Raw genomic sequence first — 24,025 nt, forward strand, 5'->3', positions numbered from 1 at the left:
CTTTGTTTCCTGGGCGAAAGGTGCTGTGAAAAATCCGGTTTCGCAAATTCATTTATCAGAAAGGCGATATCGGATTTTCCGATAGATAATTCAGAGCCGCTGCCGGAACATGCGCTGCGACTGGGCAAGGCCGATGAAGTCGCGCGCGGCCTGCGGCAGACCGGAACCGCGGCGCCAGACCATGCCGACCTGGACCACCGGAAGCGAACCGGAGATATCGCGGGATTCGATGCGGTCGCCTTCCAGCGACCAGGGGCGGTAGACGAGATCGGGCAGGAGCGCCACGCCGGCCCCCGTGGCGACAAGGCTGCGCACCGCCTCGACGGAGCGGGTGCGGAAGGCGACATGGGGTCTCGCGCCAATCGCCGACAGCAGCTTGCCGGTGTTTTCCTCGATCTCGTCGACGGTGAGCATGATCAGCGGCTCGGACGCAATGTCGCCGATACTGATGATATCGGCGCTGGCGAGCTTATGGCTGAGCGGCAGCCAAAGCCGATAGGCCGAGACCTCGAGGATTTCGGACTGCAGCGCGGTGCGGTCGCGCAAATTCGAGGTGACCATGACGGCGATGTCGAGCTTGCCGCCGACCAGAAGGTGTTCGAGATAGTCGCCATTGTCCTCGATGGCTGAGACTTCGACGCTCGGATAGGCGCGGCGGTAGCGCGCCAGCAGGTCGGAGAGCACATAGCCGGCAACCAGCGAGGTGACGCCGAGCTGGAGCCGCCCGCCCGCCGTCAGTTGATCGCCGAGGAAGGCGCGACGCGCGTCGGAAACATCGGCCAGGATCTTTGTCGCGTGGCGCAGGAACTGGTGACCCTTGTGGGTGATGTTCAGGCCGCGCGGATGACGCTCGAACAGTTCGACGCCGAGATCGCTCTCCAGCTCCTTGATCGCCTCGGTGACCGAGGATTGCGAGATCGAAAGGTTCTGCGCGGCGCCGGAGACCGTGCCCTGCTCGGCGACGGCGACGAAGAACTGGAGTTGGCGGATGGTGAAGGCCATGGCCGAACTAAACACTGGCGCGGCATAGAAGGAAAGCCGGCGGTCGGCTTTGTCCGTGTCGCGCTCGAGCGGCTCACCGTTTCACGGAAACGTCGAGCCGCTCTATCTCTTTGCTTTGCGCAATTCCGGACGGAAAACCGCGACACACTTTTCCCGGAATTGCTCTAGGCCGCCGCAATGCTAAGCCGCGCTCCGGCCTGGCTGAGCGCGGCGGCGATGTCGCGCGGCGGCGACTGGTCGGTGGCAAGTTCGGAAAAACCGTCGAAGCCGCAGACCTGAACCAGCCCCTGCCGGCCGAACTTGGTATGGTCGGTGATGACCAGCGAGCGCTGGCCGCGCGACAGCACCATGCGGGCGAACTCGGCCTCCTCCAGCTCGTAGTCGGTCAGGCCCGCGACCGCGTCGACCGCGCCGATGGAGATCACGGCGTGGCTGACCGAGAAGCGGCTGACGAACTCGATCGCCGTGACGCCGAGGGCAGCGCCTGAATCGCTGCGCAATTCGCCGCCGGCCATATAGACCTTGTTGCCGTTCACGGTCGCCAGCGTGCGGGCGATGTCGGACGAGTTGGTGACCACCGTCAGCCGTCGATGGCCGAGCAGCTCGCGCGCCAGGAAGGACGTGGTGGTGCCGGTGTCGAGCATGATCGACTCGCCGTCGCGGATGGTGGCCGCGACCATTCGGGCAATCAGGCGCTTTGCCTCGGCATTCTCGCGCATGCGGCGTTCGAACGGCGCTTCTCCCGCCATCGACGGCAGGCTGACGGCGCCGTGCATCTTCAGGATCGATCCCTCGTCGGTGAGCGGCCTGACATCGCGCCGTACCGTCTCCAGCGACACGCCCAGGCGCTCGGCCAGGCTGGCAATGGTGATGGTGCCCTCCTCGTTGAGGAGCCGCAGGATCTCGCCATGCCGTTTCGAATGGATCATGTGGATATCCGGGAATTCTGACCGATTCTAAGGCATTCCTAGCGCTTTTAAAGGAATTGCTTATATTTTCGGGCAAAACACCCAAAAAAGGTCACAGCTTTTTATTGACAGCAACATCACGCTGGCGTGAGATTGGTGCAGTGACAGGCTCGGAACTGCCGCAGGAGGGTGATGGCAGAGCCGCAATCGACCGACCAGATTTTCTGGAACGTGCCTGGCGCGAGCTTTTTTCGAATCCGCGGGGGCGGATGCCGGGATCCTAAACCTGGCCAAGGGGCTCGTCGGTGCGGTGTGGGATATCGATCCCGGCGTTCCGCACCGACGAGGCTTTTTCTGTTCTCAATCATCGCTTTGTCAGAAACCGGTGCCTTGTCGAAAACCGGCTGAAGCAGGAACGAACCCGTGAGCGCCCCCGCAATCGCCGAAGACCGCATCCGCGCCCTGCCCTGCTGGAGCGGCAGCGTCGAGATCGAGCCGCTGCCGGGCGGCCTCAGCAACGCCAATTACGTCGTCACGGACGCCGCCGGACGGCATGTGGTGCGCTTCGGCCAGGACTTCCCGTTCCATCATGTCTTTCGCGAGCGCGAGGTGATGACGGCGCGGGCGGCGCATGCGGCTGGCTTCGCGCCGGCCGTGCATTATGCCGAGCCCGGAATTCTAGTGACAGAATTCCTCGGCGCGAGGACCTTCCTCGCCGAGGACGTGCGCGCCGATCTCGGCCGCGTGGCGGCGCTGTTGCGCGGCTTCCACCGCGAGATGCCCAACCACGTCTCCGGACCGGGTTTCATGTTCTGGGTGTTCCACGTCATCCGTGATTACGCCCGCACGCTGGACGAAGGCGGCAGCCGCAAGAAGGAGGAGCTGCCGCGCTATCTTACGCTAGCGGACGAGCTCGAACGGGCGCAGAAGCTTTTACCGATCGTCTTCGGCCACAATGATCTTTTGCCGGCCAACATCCTCGACGACGGTAAAAGGCTGTGGCTGATCGATTTCGAATATGCAGGCTTCAACACGGCCATGTTCGACCTCGCGGGCGCTGCCTCCAATGCCGGCATGAACGACGACGAGTCCTTCGCCTTCCTGACCGCCTATTTCATGAAGGAGCCGGATAGCGAAATCCGGCGGTCGCATGCCGCCATGCAATGCGCCTCGCTGCTGCGCGAGGCGATGTGGAGCATGGTCTCCGAACTCTATCTCGACGCGCCCGGCATCGACTACGTCGCCTATACCGAGGAGAACCTCGTGCGGCTCGACGCGGCGCTGGAAAACTACCGGACGAAATACGGAACAAAGCCATGACCTTGCCCAGCCATGCCGGGATCGTCGTCATCGGCGGCGGCATCATCGGCTGCTCGACCGCCTATCATCTGGCGCGCGACCACAAGGCCGAGGTGGTGCTGCTCGAACAGGGCAAACTGACCTCGGGCTCGACCTGGCACGCAGCCGGGCTGGTCGGGCAGTTGCGCTCCTCGGCTTCGATCACCCGCGTGCTCAAATATTCGGTCGAGCTCTACAAGGGCCTTGAAGCCGAAACCGGGCTGGCGACCGGCTGGAAGATGACCGGCTGTTTGCGGCTGGCGACGAACACCGACCGCTGGACCGAGTTCAAGCGGCTGGCGACCACCGCCAAGAGCTTCGGCATGGACATGCAGCTATTGTCGCCGGCCGAGGTGAAGCGCATGTGGCCGCTGATGGAAACCGGCGACCTCGTCGGCGCCTCCTGGCTGCCGACCGATGGCCAGGCGAGCCCATCCGACATCACGCAGTCGCTCGCCAAGGGCGCGCGCATGCATGGGGCAAAACTTTTCGAGGGCGTGCGCGTCACCGGCTTCGAGATGAAGGAGGGCCGCATCACCGCGGTGAAGACCGAAAAGGGCGACATCGCCTGCGACAAGGTGGTGAACTGCGCCGGACAGTGGGCAAGGCAGGTCGGCGCCCTGGCCGGCATCAACGTGCCGCTGCAGCCGGTCAAGCACCAGTATATCATCACCGAGAAGATCGAGGGGCTCGCCAACGACGCGCCGACGATCCGCGATCCCGACCGCCGCACCTATTTCAAGGAGGAGGTCGGCGGGCTGGTGATGGGCGGCTACGAGCCGAACCCGCAGGCCTGGACGACGGGGGACGTTCCCAACGATTGGGAGTTCCGCCTGTTCGACGACGACTACGATCACTTCGAGCAGCACATGGCCCAGGCGATCGAGCGGGTGCCGGCGCTGGCCAACGCCGGCGTCAAGCAGATGATCAACGGGCCGGAAAGCTTCACGCCGGACGGCAATTTCATCCTGGGCGTCGCGCCCGAATGCGCCAACATGTTCGTCGGCGCCGGCTTCAACGCCTTCGGCATCGCGTCCGGCGGCGGCGCCGGCTGGGTGCTGGCGCAATGGGTGGTCGACGGCGAGGCGCCGCTCGACCTCTGGGTGGTCGATATCAGGCGCTTTTCCGGCCTGCATCGCGACCGCGACTGGGTCCGCGACCGCACGCTGGAAGCCTATGGCAAGCACTACACGATCGGCTTTCCGCATGAGGAATATCTTTCCGGCCGGCCACGCATCGTCTCGCCGCTCTACGAGCGGCTGAAGACACACCGCGCCATATTCGGCTCGAAACTCGGCTGGGAGCGGCCGAACTGGTTCGCGCCGGAAGGGATCGAGCCTGAAGACATCTATTCGATGGACCGGCAGAACTGGTTTGCCCCGGTCGGCGACGAGCACCGCCATGTGCGCGAGAAGGTCGGCATATTCGACCAATCCTCCTTTGCTAAATTCGAGATGACCGGCGCCGACGCGCTGAAGGCGCTCGACTGGATCTGCGCCAACGACATCGACAAGCCGGTCGGGCGGCTGACCTACACGCAGCTTCTCAACACGCGCGGCGGCATCGAGGCGGACCTCACGGTGGCGCGGCTCGGCGAGGACCGGTTCTACATCGTTACCGGCACCGGCTTCCGAACACACGATCTTTCATGGATCGGCGACCATATCGGCCAGGGGCTCGACGCGACACTGAGAGACGTTACCGAGGATTTCGGCACGCTGTCGCTGATGGGGCCACGCGCTCGCGACGTGCTGTCGGCGGTGACGGGTGCGGATGTCTCGAACGCCGCCTTCCCCTTCGGCCACGCGCGCGAGATCGCGATTGCCGGCCACACCGTCCGGGCGCTGCGGGTGACCTATGTCGGCGAGCTCGGCTGGGAGTTGCATGTGCCGATCGCCGCCACAGGCGAAATTTTCGATGCGCTGATGGCGGCGGGAAAACAGCGTGACATCCGTCCCGTCGGCTACCGGGCGCTGGAATCGCTCCGGCTGGAGAAGGGATACCGCGCCTGGGGCTCCGACATCACGCCAAACGACACGCCGCAGGAAGCAGGTCTCGGCTGGGCGGTGAAGCTCAGGAAGAACACCGACTTCGTCGGACGGCGGGCGCTGGAGAACGCGGCCGGCAAGCCGCTGGCAAAACGCTTTGCCGGCTTCACGGTCGACGATCCGGAGGTCGTTCTGGTTGGGCGCGAGACGATCCTGCGCAACGGCGAGCCGGTCGGCTATCTCACCAGCGGCGGCTATGGCTACACGCTGGGCAAGAACATCGGCTACGGCTATGTGCGCAACGCCGACGGCGTCAGCGACGATTTCCTCGCCTCAGGGGACTGCGAGCTGGTCGTGGCGATGGATCGCACGCCGGCAAAAATCCATCTCGAGCCGATGTACGATCCGGCGGGAGAGAAAATTAGGGCTTAATCCAGGGAAAGCGGCTCAGCCGACGCGCAGCACCAGGCCACGGCTCGGCACCGTGTCGGCCTTGCCGGGCATCGAGGCATAGGGACGAGTCTCTTCGATGCGGGTAATGGCGCCCGTCGCCTCGAGCTCGCCGATCCGCTCCGCAAAGCCGGCCTGCCACAGCGTGTTCTTGACCGTCAGCACGATGATGCCGCCCGGGCGGCAGATGCGGATCAACTCGTCCAGGCCTTCGATCCCGACATGGCCCGAGGTGAACACGCCAGCCGAGACGATGCCGGCATAGGCGCCGTCGGCGAAGGGTAAGTCATCGCCGAGCGCCAGGCAATGCAGGGCCGTGTAGACGCCCTTCGCCCCTGCCTTGTCCAGCATGCCTTGCGAGATGTCGAGCGCCTCGACTTGTGGGTAACCGGTGATGGCCAGCCATTCGCCGATCAGGCCGGTGCCGGCGCCGGCATCGAGCAAAGGTTCGGCGCCGCGTGGCAGATGGCGGGCAAGCAGCGCCAGGCAGATCGTCGGGTGGCGATAGCCCGCCGCCGACATGTCGGCGTCATAGGTCTCGGACCAGCGGTCATAGATCGCCGCCACTTCCTCCGGCTGCGTCGCCGCGTACGCCGCGCCGAGCGCGCTGTTGTGCTTGCCGTCCGTCATTGCCGTTCCCGCCGCCGATTCGCGTCGTCCCATGGTAGCCAAGCGGCAAAAACTGTGGAACCGTTCCGCCGTAAAACATGGCGTGATGGTAAAGGGGGATGACGATGGACGAGGCGCGCGCGGCGCTGGCCGCCATTCCGGTGCTTGCCGGGTACGAGGGTCCGCTTGAGCGGCTGGGCGGCCTTACCAACCGTGTCTACAGGGCAGGCGGGCTCTGCCTGCGCATTCCCGGCAAAGGCACGGAGGAATATATCAACCGCGCCAACGAGGCGGTGGCGGCGCGCGAGGCGGCCAAGGCCGGCGTCAGCCCCGACGTGCTCTATGTCGATCCCGCGTCAGGCCTGATGGCGACACGCTTCATCACCGGCGCGGAAACAATGTCGCCGGAGAAATTCAAGGCCAGACAGGGCAGCCCGGCCCGCGCGGGCGAGGCCTTCCGCAAGCTGCATTTGTCCGGCGCCGTCTTTCCATTCCGCTTCGAGCTATTCGCGATGATCGACGACTATCTGAAGGTCCTGTCGACCAAGGATGTGGCGCTGCCCATCGGCTATCATGACGTGGTGCGCGAGGCCGCAGTGGTGCGAGAAGCACTTGCCGCCCATCCGATCCATCTCGCCGCCTGCCACTGCGATCCGCTCTGCGAGAACTTCCTCGATACTGGCGAGCGAATGTGGATCGTCGACTGGGAATATTCCGGCATGAACGATCCGCTGTGGGACCTCGGCGATCTCTCGGTCGAAGGCAAGTTCGATACGGGCCAGGACGAGGAACTGCTGCGCGCTTATTTCGGCGGCGAGGCGAAGCCGGCGGAGCGCGGCCGCGTCGTCATCTACAAGGCGATGTGCGACCTGCTCTGGACGCTTTGGGGGCTGATCCAGCTCGCCAACAACAATCCGGTCGACGATTTCCGCGCCTATGCCGACGGCCGCTTCGCCCGCTGCAAGGCGCTAATGGAGACGCCGGAGTTTTCACGGCACCTTGGAGCTGTGCGGGCTGGCTGAGCAGCGGAAAAATCCTGAGGTTCAGTTCACGCCCTTCGGCACGTTTTCCGGCGGCACGACGGTTTCCACCACCTTCTGGCGGTGGAAGATGAAGATGCCGGCGAGCACGACGATTGCCGAACCGGCGAGGATGCGCGGGCTCGGCACATCGCCGAAGAAAACCAGGCCAAAGACAATGGCCCACAGAAGCAGGCTGTAGTGCAACGGCGCCAGCGTCGAGGCAGGCGCCAGCTTGAGCGCCCTGGTGATCATCAGATGAGCGGCGCAGGAGACGACGCCGAGCAACAGCATGGCGCCGGAATCGAGCGCGGTCGGCGTGCGCCAGGCGCCGATGGTCAGCGCGCCGCCGACAATCAATGTGCCGATGGTCTGCCAGGTGACAAGCGTCGTGTCACTCGTTCCACGCAAACGCCGGCCGAGGATGATGGCGAAGCCAAAGGCGACGCTGCCGATCAGCGCATAGGTCGACGACAGCGAGAACGCCGCCGACGAGGGTTTGAGGATAATCAGCACGCCGCAGAAGCCGACCAGGATTGCCAGCCAGCGTCGCCAGCCGACCTTTTCGCCGAGCAAAAGATGCGAGAGCGCCGCGACATAGATCGGGCCGGCCATGTAGAAGCTCATCACGTCGGCGAGCGGCAGATAGACGACGGCGGCGTAGAACAGCCCGGTGTCGAGCGTCGTCGCCACCACACGCAGGAACTGCAGCAGCGGCCGTTCCATCTGAAACAGCTTGCCCGCGCCCTGGTTGGCGATCATCGGTCCAAGCACGAAGAAGGCGCCGATGGAGCGGATCAGCACCACCTCGCCGACCGAGAAGGAGGCGACCAGCCATTTGCCCATCGCGTCGTTCAGCGCGAACATGAAGTCGCCGGCCAGCATCAAGAGGATGCCGGCGAGCAGGACGTTCCTGATCGTAAAATTGCGCGCAACGGTCTGAACCATGCGGCTCCCTAGCTGCAAGCCGGCGGTTTGACGAGTGAAATTCGGGGAACCGGTAAGACCAGCGGCGGAAATCGGCTGGTTCTAGTAGCACTGTGCAGGGGCGTTGCGGTGATGCAGAAACTTTGAGAGGCCGGCGGGACAGCGCCCCCCTCTGCCCGGCCGGGCAGAGGGGGAAATGCTACAAATCTCACGTTGCACGCCGCATTCTTCGACCATGTCACGGCTTTGCGTGTCGCTTCGTCCCCTGCTCCACGCGGAGACACTAAGTGGACTTGTGCCGCCTGTTCACCTGCGCTGGGCGGCCGGCGATCGACAGCCGCGTTTCCTGCTTCGTCCGTTCCGCGACCACCTTGCCTCGGGCGATGACGCAAAGGCGTTCCGGGCGAAGACGTACCGCTTCGATGGCGTTGCCGGCATCGAGCACGACGAGGCTGGCCCGCTTGCCGACCGCAAGGCCGAGATGATCTAGGCCCATGATGGCGGCGTTGACGTTGGTGACCATGTCGAAACAGCGCGCCATGTCGGCCGGGCTCGACATCTGGGCGACGTGCAGGCCCATGAAGGCGACGTCGAGCATGTCGGCGGTGCCCAGCGAATACCAGGGGTCGAGCACGCAATCCTGGCCCCAGCCGACGCGGATGCCGAGCGCCAGCATCTCCTTCACCCGGGTCAGGCCGCGTCGCTTCGGAAAGGTGTCGTGGCGGCCCTGCAGCATGATGTTGATCAGCGGATTGGGGATCGCCGAGACGCCGGCTTCGGCAATCAGCGGCAAGAGCTTCGAGACATAGTAATTGTCCATGGAATGCATGGAGGTGAGGTGCGAGCCGGCCGCCCTGCCCTGCAGGCCGAGGCGCTGCGTTTCGTAGGCGAGCTGCTCGATATGGCGCGACAGCGGGTCGTCGGTCTCGTCGCAATGCATATCGACCATCAGACCGCGTTTGGCGGCGATCTCGCAGAGCTCCGTCACCGAGCGCGTGCCGTCGGCCATGGTGCGCTCGAAATGCGGGATGCCGCCGACGATGTCGACGCCCATATCCAGCGCGCGGATCGTATTCTCGCGCGCCGTCGGCGAGCGGTAGAGCCCATCCTGCGGAAAGGCGACCAGCTGCAAATCGATATAGGGCGCGACGGTCTTCTTCACGTCGAGCAGCGCCTCGACGGCGAGCAGCCGGTCGTCGCAGACATCGACATGGCTGCGGATGGCAAGCAGGCCCATCGACACCGCCCAGTCGCAATAGGCGAGCGCCCGGTCGCGCACGGCCTCATGCGTCAAGAGCGGCTTCAGCTCGCCCCAGAGCGCGATGCCTTCGAGCAGCGTGCCGGAAGCGTTGATGCGCGGAATGCCGTAGGAGAGCGTGGCGTCCATATGGAAGTGCGGATCGACGAAGGGCGGCGAGACAAGATCGCCGCGCGCGTCGATCTCGGTCCGTGCGGAGCCTTGCAACTGTGGCTCGATCGCCTGGATGGTCTCGCCGGTGATGCCGATATCGGCAATCCTGCCGTCCGGCAGCGTGCCGCCGCGCACGATGAGGTCGAAATCCATCTGTCGTCATCCCTCTCTAGAACCGGCCGTCATCATGGCCGAAAAGACATCCCACCGCAGCCGTTTCCTTGTCTTGACGGCGCATGGTTCCATCCGGCGGCAACTCGCTCTATAAGCCGCCTCGCGCCTTCGTGGCGAATCCGAAATCGCTCAAGCCAGGCATGGGATCGGCCGTTGTTTCGTTTCTTCCGCTCGACGGAGAACCAGCGCCTTGTCGCAAGGCTGGTGAAGGAATCCTTCCGGGAGCACAAATTCGGCTATGGCGCAGCCATTGTGTCGATGCTGGTGGTGGCCGCCATGACGGGCGCCAGCGCCTGGATCCTGAAGGAGATCACCAACGAATTCGTGGTCTACAAGAGAGCTGATCGCGTCAACCTGATTGCCGTTGGGGTGGCCGCGATCTTTCTGCTCAAGGGCCTCGCAACTTTTGTACAGTCCTATTTCATGAGCCGGGTCGGCAACGCGATCATCGCCGACCGACAGCGCAAGATCTATGACCGGATCCTCGCGCAAGGCATCGAGTTCTACCATTCGACCTCGTCGTCCGACCTGATCACCCGCATGACCAACAACGCGCAGGCCGCGCGCAGCGTGCTCGACCTCGTCGTAACGTCCTATGTGCGCGACCTGGTGACGTTGATCGTGCTGGTAGTGGTGATGGTTTGGGAGCAGCCGGCGCTATCGTTGATCTGCTTCGTCGTCGGACCGGTTGCGGTCTACGGCGTCAACCGCATCCTGAAACGTGTCCGACAGATCGCCAAGATGGAATTCCGATCGCTCGCCCAGATCGTGCATGTGATGCAGGAAACGGCGATCGGCGTGCGCGTCGTCAAATCCTTCAATCTCGAAGGCGCGATGCGCAAGCGCATGTACAAGGCAGTTGCCGACGTCGAGAACCGCGCCAACAACATTGCGACGCTCGAGGCGGCCACCAGTCCGGTGATGGAAACGCTTGCCGGTCTGGCGATCGCCGGCGCCGTCTTCGTCAGCGGATTCCTGGTGCTGGAAGGCGGCCAGATGCCGGGCAACATCATGGCCTTCATCGCGGCGCTGCTCCTGGCCTATGAGCCGGCAAAGCGCCTCGCTCGCGTACGCATTTCGCTGGAAACCGGCATCGTCGGCGTGCGCATGATGTTCCAACTCGGCGACCGGCCGCTGACGCTGGCCGAAAAGCCCAACGCCGAGCCGTTGCAGCCCGGTCCTGGCGAAATCCGGTTCGACAATGTCAGCTTCGCCTATCCGGAGAGCCCGCCGGTGTTCGAAGGTTTCAACCTGACGCTCGCGGCCGGCAAGATGACGGCGCTGGTCGGGCCTTCCGGCAGCGGCAAGTCGACGATCCTCAACCTGATCATGCGCATGTACGACCCGCAAAGCGGCAAGGTGGAGTTCGACGGCCAGGACATCTCCTTCGCCACGCTCGATTCGGTCAGGCAGAAGATCGCCTATGTCAGCCAGGATACTTTCCTGTTTGCCGGCACGATCATGCACAACATCCGCCTCGGCCGTGAGAATGCGACCGACGAGGACGTGATCGCCGCCGCCAAGGCGGCCAACGCGCATGACTTCATCAGCGCCATGGCCAAGGGCTATGAGACGGAGGTGGGCGAGAACGGCTCGCTGCTCTCCGGCGGCCAGCGCCAGCGCATCTCGATCGCGCGCGCCATGCTGCGCAATGCCGAGATCCTGCTGCTCGACGAAGCGACCAGCGCGCTAGACGCCGAGTCGGAGGCGCTGTTCCGCGACGCGCTGCAGCAGCTCACCGTCGGGCGCACGACGATCGTCATCGCGCACCGGCTGTCGACGGTGCACCAGGCCGACACGATCGTGGTGCTGGAGAACGGCAAGGTGCAGGAAAGCGGCCCGCACAAGACGCTGCTGAAGCAGGGTGGGTTGTATCAGAAGCTCTATGAGTATCAGCTGATGCCGTAGCGCGGGCTCTCCCTTCTCCCACTTGTGGGAGAAGGGGAGGTCGTACTGGCCTACTCCGGCACGCGCCGCACCGCGCCCTTGTCGGCGCTGGTGGCGAAGGCGGCGTAGGCGCGCAGCGCCGTCGTCACCTTGCGCTTGCGCTTTTCCGTCGGCTTCCACGCATCCGCGCCCTTTGCCGCCATTGCCTTGCGGCGCGCGTCGAGCTCCGCCTCGCTGACGGCGAGATGGATCCCGCGGTTGGGGATGTCGATCTCGATCGTGTCGCCTTCCTGAACCAGCCCGATCAACCCGCCCTCGGCCGCCTCCGGCGAGACATGGCCGATCGACAGGCCCGACGTGCCGCCGGAGAAGCGGCCGTCGGTGATCAGCGCGCAGGCTTTACCGAGGCCCTTCGATTTCAGATAGCTGGTCGGGTAGAGCATCTCCTGCATGCCGGGGCCGCCGCGCGGTCCCTCATAGCGGATGACGACGATGTCGCCCGCCTTGACCTCGTTGCCGAGGATCGCCTTGACGGAAGCGTCCTGGCTTTCGAAGACGCGGGCCGGGCCGGTGAATTTCAGGATCGACTCGTCGACGCCGGCGGTCTTCACGATACAGCCGTCGAGCGCCAGATTGCCCTTCAACACGGCGAGGCCGCCATCCTTGGAGAAGGGATGCTCGGCCGAGCGGATGACGCCCGTCTCGCGGTTCGTGTCGAGCTCGTCCCAGCGGCGGTCCTGGCCGAAGGCGACCTGCGTCGGCACGCCGCCGGGGGCGGCGCGAAAGAACTCGCGCACGTTCTCGGCGGAAGTGCGGGCGATGTCCCAATGGTCGAGCGCCTCGCCGAGGGAAGCAGTATGAACAGTCGGCAGGTCGCGGTTGATCAGCCCAGCCGCGTCGAGCTGGCCGAGGATCGCCATGATGCCGCCGGCGCGGTGGACGTCCTCCATGTGCACGTCGGCCTTGGCCGGCGCCACCTTGCAGAGCACCGGCACCTTGCGCGACAGCCGGTCGATGTCCTCCATGGTGAAGTCCACCTCGCCTTCGTGCGCGGCGGCGAGGATGTGCAGCACCGTATTGGTCGAGCCGCCCATGGCGATGTCGAGCGCCATGGCGTTTTCGAAGGCGCCCTTGGACGCGATGCTGCGCGGCAGCGCGCTGTCGTCCTCCTGCTCGTAATAGCGCTGGGCAAGATCGACGATCAGATGGCCGGCCTCGACGAACAGGCGCTTGCGGTCGGCGTGGGTGGCCAAAGTCGAACCGTTGCCCGGCAGCGAGAGCCCCAGCGCCTCGGTCAGGCAGTTCATCGAGTTCGCGGTGAACATCCCCGAGCAGGAGCCGCAGGTCGGGCAGGCCGAGCGCTCGATGACCTTGACGTCCTCGTCCGACACACGGTCGTCGGCGGCGGCAACCATGGCGTCGACCAGGTCGAGCGCCTGCGCCTTGCCGGCCAGCACCACCTTGCCGGCCTCCATCGGACCGCCTGAGACGAAGACGGTCGGGATGTTGAGGCGCAACGAGGCCATCAGCATGCCGGGCGTGATCTTGTCGCAATTGGAGATGCAGACCATGGCGTCGGCGCAATGCGCGTTGACCATGTATTCGACGGAGTCGGCGATCAGCTCGCGCGACGGCAGCGAATAGAGCATGCCGTCATGGCCCATGGCGATGCCGTCGTCGACGGCGATGGTGTTGAACTCCTTGGCGACGCCGCCGGCCTTCTCGATCTCGCGCGCGACGAGCTGGCCGAGATCCTTCAGATGCACATGGCCCGGCACGAACTGGGTGAAGGAATTGACCACGGCGATGATCGGCTTGCCGAAATCCGAATCCTTCATGCCGGTAGCGCGCCACAGGCCGCGGGCGCCGGCCATGTTGCGGCCATGGGTGGTGGTGCGGGAACGATAGGCAGGCATCGGATTGTCCTTGCTGGCTGGCCTCGCCAAGCGCGGCGCGGCGGCGCTGAATTTCAGTCGGCAGCGGTTATAGCGACCAAGGTCCGGCCTTGCCACAGTTTTGCACTGCGCCACGAATCTTCAGGAAAATTTGAAATCGCTGTCGGATCGCGCCCCGCCGGTCCGTCCTTGAGGCAGACGGCACGGAAACGGCACCAGATCGCCGGCGCGCCGTTTGAAGATGAAACCAACCTGAACAAGTCCGAGGAGCAAGACATGCAGAAGATCACCACCTTCCTGTGGTTCGACGGCCAGGCCGAGGAGGCCATGAACCATTACATCTCCATCTTCGAGAATTCGAAGGTGCTGAGCGTGACGCGCTGGCCCAAGGGCCATCCTCAGGAAGGCCAGGTACTGGTGGCCTCGTTCGAGCTCGACGGCGTGACCTTCCAGGCGCTGAACGGCGGGCCGCAATACAAGTTCACCGAAGCGATCTCGCTGTCGATCGACTGTAAGACGCAGGATGAAGTCGACCATTTCTGGACGAGACTCACCGAAGGCGGCGGCCAGCCCGGCCGCTGCAGCTGGCTGAAGGACAAGTTCGGCGTTTCCTGGCAGGTCGTGCCGGAGCAACTGCCGCGCCTGCTTCAGGACCCGGACAGGGCCAAGGCCGGCCGGGTCATGAGCGCGATGATGCAGATGGGCAAGATCGAGATTGACAAGCTGGAAGCGGCGGCGAAAGGCTGAGCGCCTTGCCTTCTCCCCTCATGTGAGGGAGAAGGCAGCGCCGCGCCTCAAGCCGCTTTGTCGCGCACCTGGTAATCCTTCACCGCAGCGAAGCGGATCGCTTTCCAGCGCTCGGCTTCGTAGTTGAGCGAGAAGGCGTGCTGGGCGAGGAACACCGGGTCGTTGTCGAGGTCGCGGGCGATGTCGCCGCGATGCGCTTCGATGAAGCGCTGAACCTCCGCCTTGTCGTCGGCCGAGATCCAGCGGCAGATGGAAAAGCGCGACATCTCGAAATCCACGGGAAGCGTGTATTCTATGTTCAGCCGCTCCTTGAGCACATCGAGCTGCAGCGCGCCGACGACGCCGACGATCGCCGGCGAGCCGTCCTCGGGCGAGAACAGCTGCACGACGCCTTCCTCGGCCATCTGGTGCAGCGCCTCCTTCAGCTTCTTGGCCTTCATCGCGTCGCCAAGGCGGACGCGGCGTAGGATTTCCGGCGCGAAGTTCGGCACGCCGCGGAACAGGATTTCCTCGCCTTCGGTCAATGTGTCGCCGATGCGCAGCGTGCCATGGTTGGGAATGCCGACGACGTCGCCGGCGAAGGCCTCGTCGGCGGTGACGCGGGTGCGGGCAAAGAAGAACTGCGGCGCCGACAGGCTCATCGGCTTGCCGGTGCGCACCAGCTTGGCCTTCATGCCGCGCTCGAGCTTGCCCGAGCAGACGCGCACGAAAGCGATGCGGTCGCGATGGTTGGGATCCATATTGGCCTGGATCTTGAAGACGAAGGAGGTCATCTTCTCCTCGGTCGCCTCGACCGTTCGTTCATCGGCTTCCTGCGCACGCGGCGGCGGCCCGTAGGCGCCGAGCGCCTCGATCAGATCGCGCACGCCGTAATTGCGCAGCGCCGACCCGAAATAGACCGGCGTCAGGTGACCCTCGCGAAAAGCGTCGACATCGAGCGGGCGGCAGGCCTCGCGCGCCAGCTCCAGCTCCTCGATGAAGTCGTTGCGCTCGTTTTCCGGCAAAAGGCCGGCGACGCGGTTGGAATCCGGGCCGTGGACCGGGGTGCGCTCCTTCTCGTCGTCGCTCTTGCGCACGGCGTTCTGCGCCAAGTGATAGGTGCCGGAAAAAGTCTTGCCGCGGCCGATCGGCCAGGTGACGGGTGCCGTGTCCAGCGCCAGCTTCTGCTCGATCTCGTCGAGGATCTCGAACGGGTCGCGGCTCTCGCGGTCCATCTTGTTGACGAAGGTGATGATCGGGATGTCGCGCAGTCGGCAGACCTCGAACAGTTTCAGCGTGCGCGGCTCGATGCCCTTGGCGGCGTCTATGACCATGACGGCCGAGTCAACCGCCGATAGCGTGCGATAAGTGTCGTCGGCGAAATCCTCGTGGCCGGGCGTGTCGAGCAGGTTGAAGACATTGTCGTCATATTCGAAGGTCATCACCGAGGTGACGACCGAGATACCGCGCTCGCGCTCGATCTTCATCCAGTCCGACCGGGTCTGGATGCGGTCTTTCTTCGCCTTGACCTCGCCGGCAAGCTGGATGGCGCCGCCGAACAGAAGCAGCTTTTCGGTGAGCGTGGTCTTGCCGGCGTCGGGGTGCGCGATGATCGCGAATGTGCGGCGGCGCGCAACCTCTTCAGGTATGGTCTCGGGCATTTCTTCCAGGAGTTCCGTGTGACAGGCGGCGCTTCTACCAGCGCTGCGGCGGCCTGTCGACATGGGCGGGAGAAGACCTCGGCCCTGCCACCCCTGCTCAGGCCAGTTCGGCCATGCTTTTCGCACTCGCGATCTCCGGCAGCCAGCCGGCGATGGCGCTGCCGATGGCGTCTGGATGGTCTTCCTGCAGATAATGGGCGCCCGGGCCCAAATTGATGAAGCGGCAGTTCTTCAGCCCCGCGGCGAATTGCTGAGCCCCCTGCGGCGAGATCAGAGCACCGGGATCGCCCGCGAGAAGCAGTTTTGGATAGGAGGAGAGCCGCAGCGCCCGGTGATCGTGCTCGCTTATGGCGGCGACGTCGGCGGGCTGGCCTTCGATCGGTAATTCCCGTGGCAGGCGCAGCACCGGCTTGCGCGACTGGGTTGTCGAAAACGGCGCCCGGTAAGCGGCCATTTCCTCCCCGCGCATCGGCCGCAACACGGAAGCCGGCAGCACTTTCTCGACGAAGACGTTCTCCTCCAGCACCAGCTTCTCACCGACGCCGGGCGTGCGCAGCGCCTTGAACAGCTCGCGTGCCTGCGGGCGCTGATGGAAATCCTCCCAGCGCTCGAAGGGCCGGATGAATTCCATGAAGGCAAGTCCCAGAATGCGCTGTGGCCGCCTTGCCGCGAGATGGAACGCAAGCGCGGTGCCCCAGTCCTGGGCGACGATCACCAGATCCTTGATGTCGAGAGCCTCGAGGAAGGCGTCGAGATAGCGGACGTGATCGAAGAAGCGGTAGTCGATGTCGGGCTTGCCCGACTGACCATAACCGATCAGGTCCGGCGCGATGCAGCGGCCGACCTGCGCGACATGCGGAATGATGTTGCGCCAGATGTATGAGGAGGTCGGGTTGCCGTGCAGGAACAGCACAGCCGGACCGGCCACGCCGGCCTCAAGATAGGAGATGGTGGAATCGAGCACGGCGACTTGTGAACGCCGCAGGGCGGCAGCGCCGGTCCGTTGTCCGTCAGTTTTCGAATTCATCACGCTTTCTCCTTCCCAAACACGGTGCCGAAGACGATCTTCTTGAACCGCTCGAGCGGCTCCGGATTGCGCTCGACCTTCATGCGCAGCATTGCGCCCTGCCAGGACGACAACAGGAAATCGGCGAGGTCCTCGGCATCGAATGAGTTGGTGATCTCGCCCGCCGCCTGACCCTCGGCGATGCAGGCCGCGAATGGCTGGCGCCAGCGCTCGAAAATGTCGACCAGCCGCAGCCTGAGCGGCTCGCTGTGAACCGCCGTCTCAAGGCTGAGATTGCCGATCATGCAGCCGCGCGCCCAGTCATGAGCTTCGAGCTTTGAGGTGATGACGTCGAGATAGCGGCGCAGCCTGCCGGCGGGCGGCGTGCCGTCGTTTGCCAGTGCTTTTTCGACCAGCCCGCTGACATAGGTGAAATAGCGCTCCAGCACCTCGCCGGCGAACTCTTCCTTCGAGGCAAAGTGATTGGTGAAGGAGCCCGGCCGGGCACCGGCCGCAGCGACGATGTCGCGCACGCCGGCCGCCGAGTAGCCATAATTCCAGATCGTCCGGAAGCCGGCGTCGAGAAGGTTTTCGCGAAGGGATTGTCTAGCCATTCGTGGATAATACGTACGTACGTATTTATGTCAAGCTCGTAGGTTTGCGGTGGCGAACTCATCGCAGCATGAAGGAGAACAGCGTGGCGACTTGTGTCGTCAGCGCCGGCATTGTCGGCGTGAGCGTCTGGCTAAAGCGGGCGCCCTGGAGCGGTAGTCGCTGGAACCTGCCAATGGCGAAGAACTCCGTCCTCTCAATTCACGCACTACCGTCCTCGCTGCGGCCGAACCTGGTGATCGACCGAATTTCGGGGCGCTCGATGCCGATGTCGCGCAGCAGATAATCCGGCAACTCGTCCAACCTGGCGCGGTCCCTGCGAATGCGGACGATGCGAGCAAGCAAACCTCTGCTGGAATGGCAGATTTCGAGGATCGCCGCGAAGAAGCGCCCGGGCGCAGATTGATGAGCCGTGAGCTGCTGCCCAAGGATAGTCATGGTCGTATCTTCCTTCTGTTTTGAACGATGGAATCGGGAGGGCCAGTGCTGGCCCTCCCGAAAGGCTGTACCGATAAGAGGTCAGGACAGATCGTGCTCGCAGTTGATTGCCGACGACCCGTCCCTCTCCGTCAGGCGGCGGCATAAGCCGTCGTCGGATCGAACAGGCGCTTCACCTGCGTGATCTTGGTTGCCGGGAAGCCGCTCATCTTGGCGTGGCGCAGGATGATCGCTTCGTCCTTGGCGAGGTAGACGCAGAACGTCTTGTCGTCCGCCACGAAGGACTCCACCCACTGAATGTCCGGGCCGAGCTCGGCAAGAACGGCGTTCGAGGCCTTGGAGGCGTCGCGAAGTTGCTCGCGCTCGAAGGTGCCGACCTTGGGGATTTCCCGTTCGATGATGTATTTCTGCATTTCGCAATCTCCTTGATCTGAGGTTCAAATGCCTCCGGACGCTCAACCAGGTCGGTGCCGGTGACATCCCCGGGGCCGCTGAGCTAAACTGCAGCCTGGCCCGCCGGGCAGATGGAGAATTACGGAAGAAGCGGCCAACAGTCCTTACGCCGGCCTTATCTTCTTCTGATCCTTTGCCTATTGCCGTTACGGGGGTAGCTGCCGATGGGAATTTATTGCTTCGGCGACTTCGAGCTGAACGAGGACTCCCGTGCCCTTCGTCTCGTCGGAAGGGAGATCGAGGTGCAGCCCTTGGTCTTCGATTTCCTCGCCATTTTGCTGCGGCATCAGGACCGGGCCATGAGCAAGGACGAGTTGCTTGAAACGCTGTGGCCGGGCGTGACCGTGACCGAAGCTTCGTTGCAGCGCGTGGCGAGCCTGGCTCGCGGCATTCTTCGGCAGGGCGGCATGGAAACGGCGCTACGCAACCTGCCCCGTTTCGGCTACCGCATTTGCCTCGATCAATTGCCCGCTTCGGAAAACCGGGCTGCCCAGGCCGATGCGGGCGGCAAGCCTTGGAACCCTGGTTTGCCAATCCTGACGGCGCGCGCGGCCGTTGCGGGCAGAAAATGGCAGGAGGCGGCCGCCTCCTTCGCAAAAGCGGATGCCGCCGACGAACTGCTGACGGCCGATCTCGAGGAATGGGCCTTGGCGCTGGAATGCATGGGGCGGCCGGCTGAAGCCATCCCGCTCCTGGCGCGTGCGGTGACTGCCTACGGCGTGGCCGGCGAGCGTTTGCGCGCAGCCTCCCCGGCAATCACCCTGGCCAGGATCCATCTCGAGAGAGGAGAGCTTGCCGTCGCCAAGGGCTGGCACAAACGCGCCGCGCAGCTGATCGATAGCGCTACCGACAGCAGGGAGCACGGCCTGTGGTGCTGGATGGGCGCGCGCATCATGGGCACGGAAGCCGAGCCGGAGCAGGCGCTTGCGCTCGCCGAGCAGGCCTTCGCAGTCGGCAGGGATCTCGAAGATCCGGTCGTGGAGTCGCTCGGGCTGATCTATCGCGGCTTCTTCAAGCTCTGTCTCGGTGAAACCAAATCCGGGCAGGAAGATCAGGATTTTGCCGCCGCGCTCGGTCTCTCCAGCGACGTGGATCCGGTCGTCGGCGGCATTTTGTACTGCAACATTCTCTGGGCCTGCCGGAATTTCGGCGACTGGGCAAGAGCCAACCAATGGACCCTCGGCTATGAGGACTGGTGCAGGGGACACGGACTTGAGGATCTGTCGGGTTCCTGCCGGCTGCATCGTGCCGAAGTGCTCGGCGTTCACGGCACCCTGAAGGAGGCTGAAGCGCTTGTGCGCGCCGCCCTCGACCAGCTCGCGCTCGACGCCCCCTGGGCGACGGGCGATGCGCTGCGTGTTTTGGGCGACATTCATCTCGCCGCCGGTGATCTCGTCGAGGCGGAAACGGCCTATCGCGCGTCTCATGCCGCCGGCTGGGATCCGCAGCCTGGACTCGCGCTGCTGCAACTCGAGCAAGGACAGGCGGAAGCCGCCTTCAGCGCTCTCGAGCGCTCCCTGGTCGGGAACGGCTGGCCGACACTGCAGCGGCGAGGCATGGTCCTTGCCACTCTCGCCAAGGTGGCGGCGCGCACCAACCGGCGCGGGCGCGCGAAAGAGGTCATCGCCGAATTGGAGACCCAGCCGCAGCGCTGGCCGATGGCCTCCATCCGGGCGCTGACCGCCGAGGCCAAGGCAGAGCTGTTCATACAGGAAGAGCGCCTCGCCGAGGCTGTTCGGGAGCTGCAGACCGCATGCTCGCGCTGGAACGAGATCGGCTCGCCGATCAATGCCGCCGACGCCAGGCTTTCGCTCGCTGCGCTGCTCATTCGGCTCGGCGATCATACCGGCGCGGAGCTGGAGCTCGGCACCGCTTTGGCGGTTGCAAATAGGGTCGACTCCTCACGGCTCATGCGGCGCGGCGAAGAGCTGAAGGGCCTGCTTGCCGGGACGCAGAAGGCAGCGGTGGGCAGCGTGTAGCCGCTTCTTACTTGAGGTTCGGCCGGCGCGATGGCATGACGGGGAAAATCTCCCCGAAGGTCCAGCATGAGCAGCGCAAAACAAGTCATCGTCATCGGCGCCGGCATCATCGGCGCGTCGATCGCCCGGCATCTGACGAAAGCCGGAGCGCGGGTGACGGTCGTCTCGACAAGCGGCGCCGGCGGTGTCGCGACGCCGAATTCCTTCGCCTGGATCAATGCCAGTTGGGGCAACCCCGAAACCTATTTCCGGCTTCGCATCCGCGCCATGGCCGAGTGGACACGGCTGGCGAAGGACTTGCCGGGATTGCCGCTTGCCTGGTGCGGCGGCCTATGCTGGGACCTGCCGTCGGACAGGCTCGAAGCCTATGCGGCCGAGCATTCGTCCTGGGGCTACGGCATCGAGCGGATCGGCCGCGAACAGGCGGCGCGCATCGAGCCCAACCTGGCGGAGCTTCCCGATTTTGCGCTTTATGTCGCCGAGGAAGGCGTGGCTGAGCCGGTGGCTTGCGTAAAGGCGCTGCTGGCGGATGCCGAAGAGCGCGGCGCGCGGATCGTCGTGGGAACCATCGATACACTGACCCTATCCGGCGCCAAAGTCACCGGCGTCGTCGTTTCGGGTGAAACCATCGCCGCCGACGAGGTGGTGATCGCCGCCGGCGCCGGCGCTCCGGCGATCGCCGCGGCGGCCGGCATCGAGCTGCCGATCGAGACGCCGTCAGGCCTGATCGTGCATTCGCGCCCCTATAGGAAGCTGCTCAACGGGCTGGTGCTGGCCGAGAAGCTGCATATGCGGCAAACGGCGGAAGGCCGCATCATCGCCGGCTCGGATTTCGGCGGCGGCGATCCGGGCGACAATCCTGACGCCGCCGCGCGCGAGCTGCTTGCAACGATGCAGGCGATGCTGCGCGGCGCCGATGGGCTGGAGTACGACTTTCACACGGTCGGCTACAGGCCTACTCCGATCGACGGGTTTCCGATCGTCAGCCGCGCCGACGGCATCGGCGGCCTATACATCGCCGTCACGCATTCCGGCATCACGCTGGCGCCCGCCGTCGGGCTGTTTGCTGCCAACGAAATCCTCGACGGCGAGCGCGATGCGTTGCTCGCGCCTTATGCATTGTCGCGTTTCGCTCAGTAGCCTGGCGGCCGGCGAAACCCGCCGGTCAACGGCGCGATTGCCGCCGCGATGCCGAGCAGCCGCGCTTCCGACCAATGCCTGCCGACGAGCTGCAGCCCGATGGGCAAGCCGTTGCCGTCCTGCCCGCAAGGAAATGCGAGCGCCGGATGGCCGGAATAGTTGAAGACCGCGCCATGGGCCGGCAGCATCCAATAGCTCTCGTCCTTGCCGTTGACCGTGAGCAGGCCCCCCGGCTTGCAATGCGGAAAGGCCGTGGTCATCGCGACCGGGCAGAGCAAGGCGTCGCAGCTTTCGAAGAAGCGCTCCCAGGCAAGGATCGACCGGTCGCGGCGGGCGAGCGCGGCGAACCAGCGCGACACCGGCGTCGGCTGCTTCGGCGGCTCCGGTTGTGCTGCCTCCAGCATCATGCCGATCAACTTGCCGCCCTCGGCGAGATCGTCATGCAGGTCGAGCCTTGGCAGCCTTGCGTCCTCGACGCTCGCCCCAGCTGATGTGAGTTGCGCGGCCAGTCTTTCGACCGCAGCGCTGATCTCGGCGGCCACCGGAAAGCCGGGGAAGGCGCTGGCAAAAGCGATGCGGAGCGATTTCAGTTCTAGCTTCGGCATCGGATCAACCGGCACCGGCGCGAGATCGGCGTCGGCTCCGTCCGGACCGGCAATGATTTGGTGGATCAGCGCCAGATCCTCGAGGTTGCGCGCCAGAGGGCCGGGACAGGACATCAAGCGGACGCTCCGCGGAATGCCGCCCGGATCGGGAAAAGCGCCGGCCAGCGAGACGCGATGCTCGGTCGGCTTCAGGCCATAGACGCCGCAAAAGGCGGCGGGCAGGCGGATGGAGTCCTGCATATCGGTGCCGACCTCGAACGGCGTCATGCCTGTTGCAACCGCCGCGGCTGCGCCACCACTGGAGCCGCCGGCCGTGCGTGACGAATCCCACGGATTGCTGGTGCGGCCGAACAAAGGATTGTCCGACTGCCAGTCGCCCAGCATGGTGGCGACATTGGTTTTGCCGACCAGTACGCCGCCGGCTTTCTTCAGCCGGGCGACGACAGGACTGTCCTCTCTCGCCACATAGTCGGCAAAGGGTGGGAAACCGGCGGTCGTCTTCATTCCCGCCGTCTCGTGCGCGTCCTTCAGCGTAAATGGCACGCCGTGCAGCGGCCCAAGTGTATCGCCTCGTGCCAGGGCCCTATCCGCCTGCCTGGCGCGCTCGATGGCTCCCTTTTGATCAAGCGTCACGACCGCGTTGACCGCGCCGTTGCGCCTGTCGATCTGCGCAAGATGCGCATCGAGAGCTTCCACCGCCGAGATGTCTCGCGCGGCGATCGCGGCGGCGAGTTCGATGGTCGAGGAAAACACAATATCCATGGCGAGCGCTCCGTCTGCCTCTCGCGCCTGTCCATCAACATGGCGGATGGCGGGATGGCTTCAAGTCGAATCCAGCATTCAGTACCAAGCCGCGCTTGATCGAAATTGCGCTAAGTGCCGGTTCTCTCAGCCTGCGAGCGCCAACCGGGCGGCCGCCGGCGCGAAAGGCCTGATGCTGGTGCTGTCGCTGGTCATGGTGACGAAGCTTGACTGCGGAATCTCGTGCCATGTTCGCCCATCGCGATCGAAAGGCTCGGAGACGATGCAGCGGCCGACCCTGTTGGCGAAGGCAGCGGTGTAGAGCGTCGGGGCCTGGGAGTCGGTGGCGTAGCGGACGGCGTGCAGGGCCTCTCCGTCACTGAAGGCGGCCGTGAGCTTCAGCGACGGATCGATTCTGGCATGGTATGAGGCTTCCAGGACGCGGCTGGTGGCGCGCGAGGCGGCGCCATGCGGGTCTCGGGATAGACCTTCATCGATCATGAGCAGGAAGAAGAGCTCGGAATCGGTGGTGCCCTCGCGCTGATTGAAGACGGCATCAGGGAGTGGATTCTCCAAGGCGCGGCGGATCTTCTCAAACCCGCCGATCTGGCCGTTGTGCATGAACGACCAGCGGCCCGAAACGAAGGGGTGGCAATTCGTGCGGCTTGTGGCGCCGCCCGTCGAGGCGCGTACATGGGCGAGGAACAGTCCGGACTTTATCTGCCGGCCAAGACTCTTCAGGTTGGGATCCGACCAGGCCGGCAGGATGTCGCGATAGAGGCCTGGCTCCGGCCTCTCGCCATACCAGGCCACGCCGAAGCCGTCGGCATTGGTCGGCAATTTCGATTCCTTCGCACCATGGCTCTGAGCGATCAGCGAATGGGAGGGTGCGGCGATGATGTCCTCCAGGAAGATCGCGTCGCCAAGATAGGCGGCCCACCTGCACATTGTCCTGTCATCCTCCGTTCGCGCGTTTGAGCGCGCGAATGAACCCATTCGCCGCTCGTCGGACGCCACCGATGACAGGAGGACGGTTTGGCGTCCTTACGCCGCGCT

At 64.5% G+C, this 24,025-nt stretch carries 20 protein-coding genes; 7 read left to right on the forward strand and 13 right to left on the reverse strand.

Going from position 1 to position 24,025, the window contains the following annotated elements; translation table 11 throughout:
- Nucleotides 1–90: 90 nt before the first annotated feature.
- Nucleotides 91–1,002, reverse strand: coding sequence for a LysR family transcriptional regulator (locus AU465_RS22950; protein WP_192253524.1), 912 nt, complete (start codon nucleotides 1,000–1,002; stop codon nucleotides 91–93).
- 164 nt (nucleotides 1,003–1,166) lie between these two features.
- A complete protein-coding gene (locus tag AU465_RS22955) occupies nucleotides 1,167–1,931 on the reverse strand; it encodes a DeoR/GlpR family DNA-binding transcription regulator (RefSeq protein WP_192253438.1) in 765 nt (254 codons plus the stop codon).
- Between the two features lie 402 nt (nucleotides 1,932–2,333).
- Between AU465_RS22955 and AU465_RS22960 the strand changes: the two genes are divergently transcribed.
- Nucleotides 2,334–3,230, forward strand: coding sequence for a phosphotransferase (locus AU465_RS22960; protein ID WP_312891303.1), 897 nt, complete (start codon nucleotides 2,334–2,336; stop codon nucleotides 3,228–3,230).
- A complete protein-coding gene (locus AU465_RS22965; protein WP_192253441.1) occupies nucleotides 3,227–5,668 on the forward strand; it encodes a GcvT family protein in 2,442 nt (813 codons plus the stop codon). The genes AU465_RS22960 and AU465_RS22965 overlap by 4 nt, the downstream gene beginning before the upstream one ends.
- Before the next feature lie 15 nt (nucleotides 5,669–5,683).
- Here the strand turns inward: AU465_RS22965 and AU465_RS22970 are convergent, their stop codons facing one another.
- A complete protein-coding gene (locus AU465_RS22970; protein ID WP_192253444.1) occupies nucleotides 5,684–6,316 on the reverse strand; it encodes a class I SAM-dependent DNA methyltransferase in 633 nt (210 codons plus the stop codon).
- A 98-nt stretch (nucleotides 6,317–6,414) separates the two neighbouring features.
- On the opposite strand from AU465_RS22970, the gene AU465_RS22975 reads away from it, so the two are divergent.
- On the forward strand, nucleotides 6,415–7,317 hold the full coding sequence (locus AU465_RS22975; RefSeq protein ID WP_192253447.1) for a phosphotransferase family protein: 903 nt from the start codon (nucleotides 6,415–6,417) through the stop codon (nucleotides 7,315–7,317).
- Nucleotides 7,318–7,338: 21 nt separating this feature from the next.
- Here the strand turns inward: AU465_RS22975 and AU465_RS22980 are convergent, their stop codons facing one another.
- Together AU465_RS22980 and AU465_RS22985 are read right to left on the reverse strand one after the other, a co-directional pair.
- Nucleotides 7,339–8,262, reverse strand: a complete 924-nt coding sequence (locus tag AU465_RS22980) for a DMT family transporter (RefSeq protein ID WP_192253450.1) — start codon at nucleotides 8,260–8,262, stop codon at nucleotides 7,339–7,341.
- A 262-nt stretch (nucleotides 8,263–8,524) separates the two neighbouring features.
- On the reverse strand, nucleotides 8,525–9,805 hold the full coding sequence (locus AU465_RS22985) for an amidohydrolase family protein (RefSeq protein ID WP_192253453.1): 1,281 nt from the start codon (nucleotides 9,803–9,805) through the stop codon (nucleotides 8,525–8,527).
- A 174-nt stretch (nucleotides 9,806–9,979) separates the two neighbouring features.
- Here AU465_RS22985 and AU465_RS22990 point away from each other — a divergent pair, with 174 nt between their 5' ends.
- The gene (locus tag AU465_RS22990; protein WP_192253456.1) at nucleotides 9,980–11,734 is read left to right on the forward strand and encodes an ABC transporter ATP-binding protein; all 1,755 of its coding nucleotides are present in this window, start codon (nucleotides 9,980–9,982) and stop codon (nucleotides 11,732–11,734) included.
- A 50-nt stretch (nucleotides 11,735–11,784) separates the two neighbouring features.
- Here AU465_RS22990 and ilvD read toward each other — a convergent pair whose 3' ends face one another.
- Nucleotides 11,785–13,629 (reverse strand): dihydroxy-acid dehydratase, encoded by a 1,845-nt coding sequence (gene ilvD, locus AU465_RS22995; protein ID WP_192253459.1) that lies wholly within the window; start codon nucleotides 13,627–13,629, stop codon nucleotides 11,785–11,787.
- A 255-nt stretch (nucleotides 13,630–13,884) separates the two neighbouring features.
- Here ilvD and AU465_RS23000 point away from each other — a divergent pair, with 255 nt between their 5' ends.
- Complete coding sequence (locus AU465_RS23000; protein WP_192253462.1) at nucleotides 13,885–14,355, forward strand: VOC family protein; 471 nt, start codon at nucleotides 13,885–13,887, stop codon at nucleotides 14,353–14,355.
- 47 nt (nucleotides 14,356–14,402) lie between these two features.
- Here AU465_RS23000 and AU465_RS23005 read toward each other — a convergent pair whose 3' ends face one another.
- From AU465_RS23005 to AU465_RS23025, 5 genes are all read right to left on the reverse strand, one after another.
- Nucleotides 14,403–15,995 carry a peptide chain release factor 3 gene (locus tag AU465_RS23005; protein ID WP_192253465.1) on the reverse strand — a complete coding sequence of 531 codons (1,593 nt, stop codon included), beginning with the start codon at nucleotides 15,993–15,995 and terminating at the stop codon, nucleotides 14,403–14,405.
- Between the two features lie 97 nt (nucleotides 15,996–16,092).
- Entirely contained in the window at nucleotides 16,093–17,022 is a 930-nt protein-coding gene (locus AU465_RS23010; RefSeq protein WP_192253468.1) for a haloalkane dehalogenase, read from the reverse strand.
- Nucleotides 17,022–17,615: a TetR/AcrR family transcriptional regulator gene (locus tag AU465_RS23015; protein WP_192253471.1), complete on the reverse strand. Its 594-nt coding sequence runs from the start codon at nucleotides 17,613–17,615 to the stop codon at nucleotides 17,022–17,024. The genes AU465_RS23010 and AU465_RS23015 overlap by 1 nt, the downstream gene beginning before the upstream one ends.
- 199 nt (nucleotides 17,616–17,814) lie before the next feature.
- Nucleotides 17,815–18,051 (reverse strand): DUF1127 domain-containing protein, encoded by a 237-nt coding sequence (locus AU465_RS23020; RefSeq protein ID WP_192253475.1) that lies wholly within the window; start codon nucleotides 18,049–18,051, stop codon nucleotides 17,815–17,817.
- A gap of 131 nt (nucleotides 18,052–18,182) precedes the next feature.
- A complete protein-coding gene (locus AU465_RS23025; RefSeq protein WP_192253479.1) occupies nucleotides 18,183–18,464 on the reverse strand; it encodes a DUF4242 domain-containing protein in 282 nt (93 codons plus the stop codon).
- A 204-nt stretch (nucleotides 18,465–18,668) separates the two neighbouring features.
- Between AU465_RS23025 and AU465_RS23030 the strand changes: the two genes are divergently transcribed.
- Both AU465_RS23030 and AU465_RS23035 read left to right on the forward strand, forming a co-directional pair.
- Nucleotides 18,669–20,483, forward strand: a complete 1,815-nt coding sequence (locus AU465_RS23030) for a winged helix-turn-helix domain-containing protein (protein ID WP_192253482.1) — start codon at nucleotides 18,669–18,671, stop codon at nucleotides 20,481–20,483.
- Nucleotides 20,484–20,549: 66 nt separating this feature from the next.
- Nucleotides 20,550–21,623 (forward strand): NAD(P)/FAD-dependent oxidoreductase, encoded by a 1,074-nt coding sequence (locus tag AU465_RS23035; RefSeq protein WP_192253485.1) that lies wholly within the window; start codon nucleotides 20,550–20,552, stop codon nucleotides 21,621–21,623.
- On the opposite strand, the gene AU465_RS23040 is transcribed toward AU465_RS23035, so the two are convergent.
- Both AU465_RS23040 and AU465_RS23045 read right to left on the reverse strand, forming a co-directional pair.
- A complete protein-coding gene (locus AU465_RS23040; RefSeq protein WP_192253488.1) occupies nucleotides 21,617–22,990 on the reverse strand; it encodes an amidase in 1,374 nt (457 codons plus the stop codon). The genes AU465_RS23035 and AU465_RS23040 overlap by 7 nt on opposite strands.
- A gap of 126 nt (nucleotides 22,991–23,116) precedes the next feature.
- Nucleotides 23,117–23,917, reverse strand: a complete 801-nt coding sequence (locus AU465_RS23045) for a class II glutamine amidotransferase (protein WP_192253490.1) — start codon at nucleotides 23,915–23,917, stop codon at nucleotides 23,117–23,119.
- Nucleotides 23,918–24,025 lie beyond the last annotated feature (108 nt).

Origin of the sequence: Mesorhizobium silamurunense, from assembly GCF_014843905.1 — a bacterium.
Lineage (GTDB): Bacteria > Pseudomonadota > Alphaproteobacteria > Rhizobiales > Rhizobiaceae > Mesorhizobium > Mesorhizobium silamurunense.